At 76.9% G+C, this 14105-nt stretch carries 2 protein-coding genes; both read right to left on the bottom strand.

Features of this window, described 5'->3' with window-relative positions; genetic code table 11:
- A partial coding sequence (locus ABT023_RS28125) for an SDR family NAD(P)-dependent oxidoreductase (protein WP_350889606.1) occupies window positions 1–12772 on the bottom strand: 12772 nt, incomplete at its 3' end.
- On the bottom strand, window positions 12765–14105 hold a 1341-nt coding region (locus tag ABT023_RS28120; RefSeq protein ID WP_350889604.1), incomplete at its 5' end, for a type I polyketide synthase. The genes ABT023_RS28120 and ABT023_RS28125, both read right to left, overlap by 8 nt.

Genomic DNA, 14105 nt, shown 5'->3' with positions numbered 1-14105 from the left:
TGGGGTTTGTGGTGTCCAGAGGGGGGCTGTCCGGTCGGGGGGGGGGGGGGGGCCCGGGGGGGGGGGGGGGGGGGGGGCCCCCCCCGGGGGGGGGGGGGGGGGGGGCCCCCCCCCCCCCCCCCGCCAGGATGCGCTGGTCCGCCTTGGTGGCCACCACCTGCCCGAGCCGGTGCGCGGCGACGAGTTCCAGCGCCCGCATGCCCTCGGCCGCGCCGATCGGCGTGACCCCGGACGCGGACAGCCGCTCCAGGGCCCGCTGCCGGTCCTGGTCGCCGCCGGAGTGCCAGAAGCCCCAGTTGATCACCCGCACCGGGAACCGCGCGGTGCGGCCGAAGGACAACGCGTACGCGTCCTGGTAGACGCTGCCCGCGGCGTAACCGGCCTGGCCCTGGTTGCCACCGAAGGAGATGCCGGAGGAGTAGAACAGCAACAGGTCCAGCGGCTCGTCGGCGAGCGTGGCGCACAGCACCCGGGTGCCCTCGGCCTTGACCCGCAGCGCGGCGGCGAATCCCTCGGCGTCCAGGTCGCCGAAGGCGGTGGTGACCAGGACCATGGCCGCGTCGAGGACGCCGTGCAGCGCGCCGAACCGGCGTCGGGCCTCGGCCACCGCCGCCGCCGTCTGGGCGGGGTCGGTGACGTCGGCGGTCAGGTACACCGCCTGTCCGCCCGCGCGCTCGATCCGCTCCAGTTGGGCCTGCCTGCGGCCGTCGAGCGCGCCGCGGCCGACGAGGACCAGCCGGGCGCCGTAGCGTCCCGCCAGGTGCATCGCGGTGTCGAAGCCGATCGTGCCGAGCCCGCCGACCAACAGGTACACCCCGTTGTCACGGAACGCGGGCCGCTCCGGCCGGGCCAGCCGGGCCAGGCGCAGCCTGCGGGTGTAACGGACCCCGGCGCGCAGCAGGACCTGGCGGGCCCGCGGCGCGTACGGCTCGGCCACGATCGCCGCCGCCACGGTGTCCGGGTCGGCGGCGACCTCGGCCCCGCGCACGTCCAGCAGCGCGGTGCCCAGCTCGCCGAGCTCGCTGTCCACGGTCATCGCCAGCCCGGCCAGGCCGGCCGCGCCGGGGCGGGCCGCGTCCCGGTCCCCCAGCGGGCAGGCGTCACCGGTGACCACCTTCAGCCGCAGCGGCCCCGGCAGCAGGCCGTGGTCGCGCAGCTCGGCGAGCAGGCCGTGGAGCGCCAGCACCGACTCGTCCCGCTGGTCGTCGACGCCGCTCACCGACCCGAGGAAGTAGACCAGCCCCTGCCGGGCTCCGGGCAGGGCGCGGAACCGCGCGGCGGATTCTCCCGGCGCGACGCGCACGACCTCGGCGCCGGGGTGCGCCGTGGCGATCCGGTCGGCGAGCGTGGCGTCCGCGGCGCCCGCGACCAGCAGCACGGGGCGGTCGTCCGGCGCGGCGCGCGGCGGCGCGGGCGCCACCGCCCACGACGGCACGTAGAGGAAATCGGGCTCGGCCGAAGGGCGGGGGCGCAGCACCAGCCCGGTGACGGTCAGGCACACCGCCCCGTCGTCGTCGAACACGACGACGTCGCAGCGGCCGTCGCGCTCGACGGCGTGCGCGTGGCAGGCCAACGGCAGCGGCCGGTGAACGGTGACCCGGTCGACGGCGAACGGCAGCACCGGCTCGTCGTCGTCGGCCACCACGGCGGCCAGGACGTGCAGGGCCGCATCGGCCAGCCCGGGGTGCAGGGCGTAACCGGGTGGGGTGGGGACGTCGGTGCGCAACCGGACCAGCACCTCGCCGTCGCCCGTGCGGACCGACTCGGCCAGCCGGAAGAACGGCCCGTAGCGCAGGCCCCGTCGACGCAACCGCGCGTACATCCCCGCCGGGTCCACCTCGGTGCGGCACCGGGCCGCGACGGCCGCCCGGTCGACCGGCGCGGGCTCGGCCACGGGCTGGACGTGCAGGGTTCCGCGCGAGCGGACGCCGTCGGCGTCCCGCAGTTCGTAGCCGATCCCACCGTCGGCGGGTTCGGTCACCAGGTCCAGTCGCACCGGCCGGGCGCCGGCGACGACCGGGGAGAGCCAGCGCACCCCGCTCACCGCGAACGCGGCACGGCCGGGCACGAGCGCCCCGGCGGCCAGGGCCAGGTGGGCAACGCCGGGCAGCACCCGCTCCCCCGCGACCTCGTGCTCGGCCAGCACCGGGTCCGAGGGCCGCACCACCAGCACCGCCGCGCCCGCGGGGACAGGCCGCGCGGTGGTGGTCAGCCAGTGCCGCTCTGGTTCGAACGGGTAGGTCGGCAGCGACACCACCTGCGGCGGCACCGGCCCGGTGGGCAGCGCCGACCAGTCCAGGTCCACGCCGGACACCCACAGCCGGGCCAGCCGGTCGGCGTGGCCCTCGCGCAGCAGACCCCGGACGAACTCCGCGCCGGAGTCGGTACCGGTGAACACGTCCCCGAGGGCGTTGGCCGCGTCGGCGTCCCCGGTGAACACGCCGTCCGGCCGCTCGCCGGCGGCGAACCGGCGCAGCACGGCCGCGGCCTCGGCGGTGTCCCGGGCGGTCAGCGCGAGCCGGTGACGCATCGGCATCCGTCCGACGCGCAGGGTGTACGCCACGTCGACGAGCGCGGGCGCGTCGGCCGCGGACAGCGCGGCGGCCAGGCGGCGGGCCTGCTCGCGCACCCGGTCCTCGGTGAGCGCGGACAACACCAGCACCTCGGGGTGCCCGGGCCGGGGCGCGACCCGGTCGTGGCGGTGCTCCTCGACGATGAGGTGGGCGTTGGTGCCGCCCGCGCCGAACGAGCTGATGCCGGCACGACGGGGCCGCCCCGGCGCGGTCTCCGGCCAGGACGCCAGGTTCTGCTGCACGGTGAACACCGACCGGGTGAAGTCGATGCCGGGGTTGGTGGTGGCCGAGTGCAGCGACGGCACCAGGGCGCGGTGGCGCAGTTGCAGGACCACCTTGGTGAGCGCGGCGATGCCCGCCGCGCCCTCGAGGTGGCCGATGTTGGACTTGACCGACCCGAGCGCGCGGCTGCCGGTGGCCAGGCCGTGCCCGGAGAAGGCGCGTTCCAGCGCGGCATGCTCGACCGGGTCGCCCAGCGCGGTGCCGGTGCCGTGCGCCTCGACGTAGCCGACGCCGGCCGGGTCGAGGCCCGCCGCACGCATCGCCTGGTCGATGAGGGCCTGCTGAGCGGCCGGGTTGGGCACCGTGTAGCCGTTGGTGTGGCCGCCGTGGTTGACCGCGCTGGACCGGATGACCGCGTGGATCCGGTCGCCGTCGGCCAGGGCCGCCGCCAGCGGCTTGAGCAGCACCGCGCCGACGCCTTCGCCGGGCACGTAGCCGGTGCCGCCCGCACCGAACGACCGGCAGCGGCCGTCGGCGGCGAGCATGTTCATCCGGCTGAGGTTCACGTACTTCAGCGGGTGGGCCAGCACGTTGACCCCGCCCGCGATCGCGTAGGCGCACTCGCCCCGGCGCAGGCTCTCCACCGCGAGGTGGATGGCGACCAGCGAGGAGGAGCAGGCGGTGTCCACGGTGATGCTCGGGCCGCGGAAGTCGCCGAAGTAGGACACCTGGTTGGCGATGGAGGCGCGGTTGGCGGGCACCGAGACCGGGTTGCCCCGGAACGACTCCTCGGCGGCCAGGGTGGCGTAGTCGCCCCACATCACCCCCGCGAACACGCCCACGTCCAGGCCGGCGTCGGCGTGGTGGGCGGCGGGCAGCCTGCTCGGCGGGTACCCGGCGTCCTCCAGCGCCGCCCAGGCGGTCTCCAGGAACAGCCGCTCCTGCGGGTCCATGGCCCGCGCCTGGGGCGGGGAGAGCCGGAAGAACCGCGAGTCGAAGGTGTCCACGGCGGACAGGAAGCCGCCCCACCGGCCGGTCGTGGAGTCCGGCGCGCGCCCCTGCGGGTCGTAGCCGGCGGCGGCGTCCCAGCGGTCGGCGGGGACCTCGGTGACGCAGTCGACGCCCTCGCTCAGCCGCGCCCAGAACTCGTCGAGGTCGTCGGCCCCGGGGTACCGGCCGCTGATGCCGATGATCGCGATGTCGTCGCCGGGAGGCGGCGGCGCGGGCCGGGTGGACGGGCTCACGGTGGTCGCGGCCACCGAGTTGGCGGCCGGCCGCCCCACCGCCGGCGCGGGGGCCAGCCGCGCCAGGTCCTCGGCGTGGTGGGCGGTCACGTGGTCGGCGAGCGCGCCGAGGGTGCGGTGATCGAAGAACAGCGTCTGCGGCAGGTCGGCCAGCGAACCCGCGAGGGCCGCGTTCAGCTCCATGATCATGACGGAGTCGATGCCGAACCGGTCGAGCGTGTCGGTCTCGGCGATCCGCCCGGCGGGAACCCGCAGCACGGTCGACAGGTGGGTCCGCAGCAGGTCGACCGCGACCGTGCGCAGGTCGGCGCCCCGCCCGGTCGCCGTCTCGTCCGGGCTGTCGGGGGACGCGGGCGCGGCGCTGAAAGACCGCCACGTCTCGGCGATACGGGCGTGGTCCCCCACGGCGGGGATCAGCCACGGTTCCGCCGCGGCGAGCGCCTGCTCCAGCGCGGCCCAGCCGGTCTCCGCGTCGAACGGGGCGAAGCCCAGCGACCGGTAGGCCGACCACTGGCCGTCGTCGAGCCGATCGTCGAGCCCGCCGATCGCCCACAGCGGCCAGGACAGCGTGAGCGCGCCGGGTCGGCGCAGCGCGTACGCGTCGGCGAACCGGTTGGCAGTGCCGTACCCCGCGCCGCCGAAGTCGCCCAGCAGCGACGCCAGCGAGGAGAAGACCACGAACAGCGGCGGCGGCGCGTCCCCGGTCGCGGCGTCGAGGTACGCGGTCCCGTCGGCCTTGGCGGCCATCGCGGCCACGAAGCGGGCGGGGTCCACGTCGGTGGGCGGGACGTCGTCGGAGACACCGGCGAGGTGGAACACGCCGTCCAACCGGCCGTAACTTGCCCGGCCCTCGGCCACGGCCCGGCGGGCGCCCTCGGCGTCACCGACGTCCGCCGACACCAGCAGCGCCTCGGCCCCGAACGCGCGCACCCGTTCGGCCAGGTCCGGGTGCCGGTCAGCGGTGCGGGACACCAGCACGAGCCGGGCGGCGTACCGCCGGGCGAGCTCGGTGGCCAGCCACCGGCCGAGCGCCCCGGTGGCACCGGTGATCAGGTACACCCCACCGGGGCGCAGCGGCGCCGGTCGGGTGGCGGGCAGCTCGGCCAGCCGCTCGACGGCCCGGACGAACCGGCCGTCCGCGCGGCGCAGCACCTCCAGTCCGCGCGGCGCGCCGAACTCCTCGACGGCCGCCCGCGCCGCGTCGACACCCGGGCCGACCCGCAGGGTGGCGAGGTGGAACGAGGGGAAGTGCCGGCCTGCGGACCGGGCGAACCCGGCGACGGCCTCGTGGCCGGGTTCGCCGGTGTCCGGCCACACGGCCAGGCACCGCACCCGGCGGCCGAGGCCCGCCTGGGCCAGGGACAGCGCGGCGAGCACGCCGTGCTCCGGGTCGGCGGGGGCGTCGAGCCCCCACGCCAGCAGCACGTCCAGGTCGCCCTGCGTGTCGCGCACGGCGGCCGGGAGGTCCGCGGGCCCGGGCACCCGCACCACCGTCGACCACGACCCGGCCACGGTGAACCCGGGATCGCTCGCGCACAGCAGCAGGGTCGCGGCGGGCGCCTGCGGGGACGCGGGCCCGGCGGGCTGCCACGTCGGGCGGTACCAGGCCAGCCCGGATCGGGCCGGTGCGCGCAGCGCGAAGTCCTCCACCCGGAGCACCTCGTACCCGTCCGCGTCGGTCAGGGTGACGTCGTAGCGCAGCCGCGCCGGGTCGGTGCCGGGACGCACGACCGCGTACGCCCAGCAGACCTCCGGCAGCGGGCCACGCAAGCGGACCGCGCCCAGGCTGAACGGGATGGCCGGGTCGCCCGCGGGCGGCCCGCCGACCCAGTGGCACACCCGCAGCGCACCGTCGAGCCGGGTCGGGTGCAGCAGGCCGCCGCCGACGTCGACGGCCGGGGCGGCGACCCGCAGCAACGCCTCACCCGGTCCGCTGTGGACCTCCTCGATCACGTCGAACGCGGGCCCGTAGGCGAAGCCGGCGCGGTGGTACCACGCGTGCACCTCGGCACCCGTACGGCGCTCGGCGCACCGGCGACGCACCGCGTCGAGGTCCAGCCGGGCGGGCGCGGGCCCCGGTTCGCCGAATTCCACGGCCCCCCGCATGTGCCCGGTCCCGTCCTGGCCGACCACCTCGAAGGGCGTCCGCTCGCCGCCCTCGACGACCACCCGCAGGCGGCGTGGGCCGTCGTCCGCGGTGATCGGGCTGCCCCACGTCACCGCCGACAGCCCGCGCACCGGCCCGCGCCCGGTCGCCTCGGCGGCGGCGCGCACCAACTCCAGGCAGGCGCTGCCCGGCAGCAGCCTGGTGCCGTGGATGACGTGGTCGCGCAGCACCGGGTCGTCCGGACGCACGGTGACCGTGCCGGGCGGGTCGTCGGGCAGGTCGACCCAGTACCGCTCCTCGGCGAACGGGTAGAGCGGCAGTGACACCCGGCGACCGCCCGGGGCGGGCGCGGGCAGGTCGGCCCCGCGGACCCACGAGCGGGCCAGCGCGGTGAGGCCCGCCCCGGCTTCGGCGCGCTCACCGGTACGGGCGACGCCGGTCACCAGACCGTCCACGACCCGGCCCGCGGCGAACGCGGTCAGGGCGTGCACCAGGTCGGCGCCGCTGCCGGTCACCAGGGCCAGCCGGTGCTCCATCGGTTCCCGCCCCACGCGCAGGGTGTGGGCGACGTCGGCGAGGTCGACCCGGGCGGTGCGCAGGAACTCGGCAAGCCGGGCGGCACAGGCACGCAGGCGGTCGTCCTCGCGGGCGGAGAGCACGAACAGTTCCAGCTCCCGGCGCTGCCGCGCGGCCACCGTCGCGGCGGTGGGGACCGGTGCCGCCTCCTCGATGACCAGGTGCCCGTTGACGCCGCCCGCGCCGAAGCTGCTCAGCCCGGCGCGACGCGGGCCGGCGTCCGGCGCGGGCCACTCGCCCACCTCGCGCTGCACCACGAACGGGGTACGACCCAGGTCGATGTCCGGGTTGGGGGTCTCGGCGTGCAGCGACGGCGCCAGCCTGCGGTGCCGCAGCTGGAGCAGCACCTTGGTCAGGCCCGCGATCCCGGCGGCGGACTCCAGGTGCCCGATGCCGGACTTGACCGAGCCGATGGCGATCCGCTCCGCGCCCGCGTACGCCTTCGCCAGTCCGGAGATCTCGATCGGGTCGCCGAGGCCCGTCCCGGTGCCGTGGGCCTCCACGTACGGCACCTCGGACGGGTCCACGCCGGCGGACTCCAGCGCGGCGGCGATCACCCGCCGCTGGGCGTCCGGGTTGGGCACGGTGTAGCCGTTGGTCCGGCCGCCGTGGGTCACGGCGTTGCCGACGATCACCCCGTGGACGTGGTCGCCGTCGGCGAGCGCCCGGTCCAGCGGCTTGAGCAGCACCGCGCCGACGCCCTCGCCGGGCACGTAGCCGTCGCCGCCCGCGCCGAACGACCGGCAGCGGCCGTCGGTGGACAGGAACCGGCCCTGACTGAGGAAGACGTACTTGTACGGGTGCGGGGACAGGTTGACCCCGCCCGCGATCGCCAGCTCGGACTCCCCGGACCGCAACGACAGGCAGGCCAGGTGGATCGCGGTCAGCGACGAGGAGCACATGGTGTCGACCGCGACGCTGGGGCCGCGCAGGTCGAGCGTGTAGGACACCCGGTTCGCGATGGACGCGGGCGAGGAGCCGGGGACCGGCCTGCCCGCACGCATCGCGTCCACCCCGTAGAGCTGGTAGTGGCTGTGCATGACGCCGACGTAGACCCCGACCGGGCGGCGGGCCAGGTCCCCGGCCCGGTACCCGGCCTCCTCGACGGCGTGCCAGGCGGTCTGCAGGAACAGCCGCTCCTGCGGGTCCATCAGCTCGGCCTCGCGCGGGGAGATGCCGAAGAACAGCGGGTCGAACCGGTCGGCCCCGTCGAGGAACGCGCCCCACCGTGAGTAGCTGGCCCCCGGCCGGCCGGGCGTCGGGTCGAAGTCGCGGTCGGGGTCCCAGCGCTCGGCCGGGATCTCGGTGACGCAGTCGCGGCCGGACACCAGGTTGTCCCAGAACGCGTCCAGGTCGTCGGCCATCGGGTAGCGCCCGCTGAGCCCGATGATCGCGATCGGCCCGTCCTGCGAACGCTCGGCGCGGGGCTCGGTGGCCGCCGGACGGTACGGCGGGGGCGACGGCGTGAGCGCGGCCCGGTGCTCGGCGGCCAGGTGGTCAGCCAACTGCGCGATCGTGGCGAACTCGTAGAAGAGGGTCTTGTCGATCCCGACGGCGAGGCGGGTCTCCAGTTCGGCGGTGAGCCGGGTGACCATCAGCGAGTCCAGGCCGTAGCGCTCCAGCGGCACGGTGTCCTCGACGCTCTCGACCGCCAGCCGGGTCTGCTCGGCGACCAGGGTCCGCAGCAGCAGGCGGGCCCGCGCCGCCGTGTCCTCCCCCCGTTCGTCGGCCGCGTCGTCGGCATCCACCGGCTCGGACGCGTCGGCGGGGACGGACACGTCGGCGGGAACGGAGGCGGCGTCGAGCGCGGCGAGGGTGGCGCCCGGGTCGCCGGGCACGACCAGCAGCGCCCCCGGTTCGCGGCCGAGCGCCGCGGCGAACGCGGCCACACCGTCGTGCGTGGGCAGGTCGCGCAGGCCGAAGCGGACGAGCAGCTCCGCCGCGGACCGGTCGCCCTGCCGCATGCCGCCCTCCCGCCACCGCGGCCAGGCGAGCGCCACGGTGCGGCCGGGCGCACCGGTCTCGGCCCGCCGCTCGGCCATGGCGTCCAGCACGGCGTTGGCGTAGGCGTAGGCCGACTGGCCCGGGTTGCCGACGACCCCGGCGATCGAGGTGAACAGGGCGAAGAACTCCAGCGGCTCGCCCAGCGTCGCGGCGTGCAGCACGGCGGCGCCGCGCACCTTGGGGGCCAGCACGGCGTCGAGGTACGCGTCCGTGGTGTCGGCCAGCAGCGCGTCGCGCAGCACCCCGGCGGCATGCACCACGCCGGTGATCCCGCCGTGCGCGGCCCGCACCTGCGCGACCAGGGCTTCGACCTGCACCGGGTCGGCGACGTCGACCGCACGGTAGGTCACCGACAGTGCCCTGCCCGCCAGCTCGTCGACGGCGGCGCGCGCGTCCGGCCCCGGCTCGGCGGAACGGCCGACCAGCACCAGGTGGACCCGGGCCCGGTCGGCGATGCTCGCGGCGATGCTCAACCCGACACCGCCCGCACCGCCGGTGACCAGATACACCCCACCGTCGCGGGGTGCCCACCCGGTCCCGTCCACGGTGACGTCCCGGTACCGGCGGACCTGCCGTACCCCGTCGCGGTGGCGCACCACCGGGTCGGTCGCCGCGAACTCGGCGGGCAGCACCTCGTCCGGTCCGTCGACCAGGCTGATCCGCAGGCGCCGGTCCTCGGCGGACACGGTGCGCGCGAACCCGTCCAGGCCGAGCGCGGACGGCGCCCCGTCGTGGGCCACCACGATCCGCACCGGCCCGGCGGGCGCGGTGGCGAGCAGGGCACGGCACAGGTGCAGCAGCGAGCGCACACCTCGGTCCACGTCATCGGGGGTGACCATGTCCGGGTCGGCGCCACGGGCCCAGGTGTGCAGGACCCGGTCCGGCCGGAGCCCGTCCCGGGCGAGCGCGGCCAGCAGCAGGGTGTGGTCCTCCGCCCTGCCGGGCGCGATCTCGTACCGCAGCCGGTCCACCCGACGGAAGGCGGCACCAGCGGCGACCGTGACCACCCGCTCGCCCACCCCGGCGACCTCGGCGTCACCGAGGACCAGGCAGGTGCCCGCCAACGGTCCGGGCGTCGGCACGGCCGCGCCGGGCGACCAGTGCCGGGCGACCAGCGCGGCGCCGTGGTCACCCACGGCCCGCAGGGCGACCCTGTCGAGACGGGCCAGGGTCCTGCCCCGTCCGTCGAGGACCCGGATGTCGGCCCGGACCACCCCGCCGGTGGCCGCCGTCCGCACGACGGCGGTGGTGGCGGTCACGACCGGCCCGTCGAGCACGAGGGTGTCCACCGAGACCGGCAGCAGCAGGGTGCCCGGTTGCGCGGTGTGCAGGATCGAGACGGCGGCGGCCTGGATCGCCAGGTCGAGGACGGCGGCCGAACGCTCGGACTCGCTGCCAACCGCCGGCAGCGACAGCTCGGCGACAGCCACCCGGTCCCCGACGGTGACCGTGCGCAGGCCGCGCAGCCCCGGCCCGTAGTCCAGCCCGCCCGCGCCGAGCAGGTCGTAGCAGCGATCGTGCCCGACCACCGTCCCGCCCTGGTCGAGGGAGATTTCTTCGGCCGCCGGGACCGGACCGGTGAGCGCGGCGCCCGAGCAGTAGGGGACCCCGTCCTCGCCGAGGATCTCGAACCGGCCGCCGTCGGCCGTCCGCGCGGTCACCGACAGCGTCCGCGGCCCCGGCACCTCGCACGGACGGTCGAATCCGAACCGACGCAGTCCACGGACGTCGGGAATGAGCCCACGCAGCGCCGACAGCCCCAGCAGCGCGCCCGCCGCGGCCGACAGCGTGGGCACGCCCCGGACCACGTGGTCGGCGAGGAACGGCTCGGTGCCGGTCACGGCCAGCTCGCGGGTCAGCGCGGCGACCGCACCCAGCGCGACCGCGCCACCGCTCTCCGGAGGCTCGGTGGCGGGGTCGAGCCGGTACCGGGCGGTCTCGAACGGGTACGTGGGCAGCGCCACCCGCCGGGCCGGCCGGTCCCTGAACACCGCCGTCCAGTCCGGGGTCGCGCCCGCGGCCCAGGCCCGGCACAGCGACTCGACCGGCGGCTCGCCCGCCAGCGCCACCGCCTCGGGCGGCAGCTCAGCCAGCGGACGCACGGGGAAGGCCAGGCCGGTGGGCTCGACCGCGCAGCTCGGGTCGGCCCACACCCGACGGGCCGCCGCGACGTCGTGCCCGCCGGCCACCGCGTGCGCGACGCCGATCGACCTCGGGCACGCGTACACCGCCTGCGGCGCCAGCCCCCAGCTCAGCCGCAGCCGGGCCAGGGTGTACAGCAGCGTGAACGCGGGGACGGCGTCGCCGCACTCGTCCGCGAACGCGGCTGCGGCGGGCTCGGCCGCCAGCAGCTCGGCCAGCCGCGCCTCGGCGTCGGGGACGCCGGCGTCGAGGGCGAACACCACCCGCGCCGCGGTGCCCGGCTCCTGCGGGGTGGCCAGCCGGGCGATCAGGTCGTCGCGGTCGGCGACGAGGATCGCGCGGCGGTAGCGGTGCGCGGCTCGGCCCGCAGCCAGGGTGAACGCGACGTCGGCCGGGCCGATCTCCGGGTGGGCGCGCAGGTGCCCGGCCAGGTCGGCGGCGCGCCGCCGCAGCGCGGCGGGGGTCGCCGCGGACAGCACGACCGGCAGCGGCCCGGTGGACCCCGCCGACGTGCCGGTGGCCTCGTCGGCCTGTTCCAGGATCACGTGGGCGTTGGTGCCGCTGATGCCGAACGCCGAGACCGCGGCCCGGCGGGGCGCGTCCGTGTCCGGCCACGGCCTGGCCTCGGTGAGCAGCCGCACCGGGCTGCCCGCCCAGTCCACCTCCGGGGTCGGCCGGTCGACGTGCAGGGTCCGCGGCAGCACGCCGTGCCGCAGCGCCAGCACCGCCTTGATCACCCCGCCGACGCCCGCCGCGGCCTGGGCGTGGCCGATGTTCGACTTCAGCGACCCCAACCACAGCGGCCGGTCGGCCGGCCGGTCTCCGTAGCCGACCCGCAACGCGTCCACCTCGATCGGGTCGCCGAGCGTGGTGCCGGTGCCGTGCCCCTCGACCAGGTCCACGTCGGCTGCGCCGAGCCGGGCGTCGGCGAGCGCCGCGGCGATGAGCCGTTGCTGCGCCGGGCCGCTCGGCGCGGTGAGCCCGTTGCTCGCCCCGTCGGAATTGACCGCGCTGCCCCGCACCACGGCCAGCACCGGATGCCCGTGGCGGCGGGCGTCGGACAGCCGTTCCAGCAGCAGCAGGCCCGCGCCCTCGGCCCAGCCGGTGCCGTCGGCGGCGGCGGCGTAGGACTTGCAGCGGCCGTCCCGGGACAGCCCACGCTGCTGGGCGAACTCCACGAAGACCCCGGGGGAGGTCATCACGGTCACGCCGCCCGCCATGGCCAGGTCGCACTCCCCCAGGCGCAGCGCGCGCACCGCCTGATGCACGGCGACCAGCGAGGACGAGCAGGCGGTGTCCACGGTGACCGCCGGGCCGTGCAGGCCGTAGCGGTACGCCAGCCTGCCGGAGGCGACGCTGAGCGAGGTGCCGGTCAGCAGGTAGCCGGCAGCCTCCTCGTCCGCCTCCCGCAGGCGCGGGCCGTACTCGCCGCCCATGGCGCCGACGAACACCGCCGTGGGGCTGCCGCGCAGCGAGTCCGGGTCGATACCGGCCCGCTCCAACAGCTCCCAGGACACCTCCAGCAGCAGCCGCTGCTGCGGGTCCATGGCCGCCGCCTCGCGCGGGCTGATGCCGAAGAACACCGGGTCGAACTGGTAGGGGTCGTCGAGGAAACCGCCCGCGGTGGTGTAGGTCCGCCCCGGCACCCCCGGCTCGGGGTCGACCAGGGTGGCGATGTCCCAGCCACGGTCGTCCGGGAGCTCGCCGACGGCGTCGGCCTCCTCGGCCACCAGCCGCCACAGGTCTTCCGGGCCGCGCACCCCGCCCGGAAACCGACAGCCCATGGCCACGATCGCGATCGGCTCGTGCGACGCCTCGGTGACGGCGCGCAGCCGCTGCCGGGCACGCTGCAGCTTGACCGTCGCCCGTCGCAGGTACGTGACCAGCTCGTCCTCGTCAGCCATCGACGCTCCTCCCCCCGGTTGCCGCGACCTCTTCGTCATCGAGGTCGGGGTCGGTGTCGATCAGCGCGAACAACTCGGCGACGTCCGCGCCGGTCAGGATGTGCTCGATCTCCTCGGCGTCGGTGCGGACGGGCCCGACCACCGGGGTATCGACGTCGTCGTGCGGCCCCACCGCCCGCTCGTCCCGCACGGCCGGCTTTCCCCGGTCGGTCAGGCCGAGCTGGTCGAGCAGCCACGCGGCGAGCTGCACGGGGGTGGGGTGGCTGAACACCACGGTGGCGGGCAGCCGCAGCCCGGTCAGCGCGGCGAGCCGGTTGCGTACCTCGACGGCGATGAGGGAATCGCAGCCGAGCGCCTTGAACGAGGTGGACACCTCGACCGCCTCCGGCGCACCGTGCCCGAGGGCCGCGGCGGTGTGCTCGCGGACGATCTCGACCATCCGCGTCCGCCGTTGCTCGGTGGACAACCCGGACAGTTCCTCGGTCACCGACCGGTCGAGTTCCGGCCGGCCCGCCGGGCGTGGGCGGGCGGGCGCGATCCCGCGCAGCAGGCCGGAGGTACCGGTGCCGTACAGGCGGGCCGCCACGACGACCGGGGCGGGGACGCGCAGGGCGGCGTCGAACAGCCGCAGCCCGCCGTCGGTGTCGAGCTCACCGATGCCCGCGGCGGCGAGCCGGCGGATCGCGACGTCGTCCAGCTGGCCGGTCATCCCGCTGCGCCGCGCCCACAGCCCCCACGCGATCGACGTGGCGGGCAGACCCGCGGCGTGCCGCCTGCGGGCCAGCGCGTCGAGCACGCCGTTGGCGGCGGCGTAGTTGGCCTGCCCGGCGGTGCCGAGCACCCCGGCGGCCGAGGAGAACAGCACGAAGGCGGCGACGGTGGGGATGTCCGCCGTCAGCTCGTGCAGTGCCAGGGCGGCCTCGGCCTTGGGCCGCATCACCCTGGCCAGCGCCGCACCGCCCATCGTGGAGACCAGCCCGTCGTCGAGCACCCCGGCGGCGTGCACGACCGCGGTCAGCGGTTGCTCGGCCGTAACGGTGGCAAGCACCCGGCGCAGGGCCGCCTGGTCCGCGGCGTCGCAGGCCACCGCCTCGGCCTCGGCGCCGAGCGCGGTCAGCTCCGCGACCAGCTCGTCCGCGCCGGGTGCGGCCGGGCCCCGCCGGCTGAGCAGCAGCACCCGGCGCACACCGTGGGCGGTGACCAGCCTGCGGGCGACGAGCGCCCCGAGCCCGCCGGTGCCGCCGGTGACCAGCGCGGTACCCCCGAGCGGGGTGGCCGGGCCCGGCACCGGGCCCGCCGGTGAGCGGCGCAGCACCGGCGTGGCGAACCGGCC

It is taken from the genome of Micromonospora sp. NPDC002296 (genome assembly GCF_040296145.1).
Classification (GTDB): Bacteria; Actinomycetota; Actinomycetes; order Mycobacteriales; family Micromonosporaceae; genus Micromonospora.
Note: the sequence above shows the minus strand (reverse complement) of the source record. Positions and strands in the feature narration are given on the sequence as shown.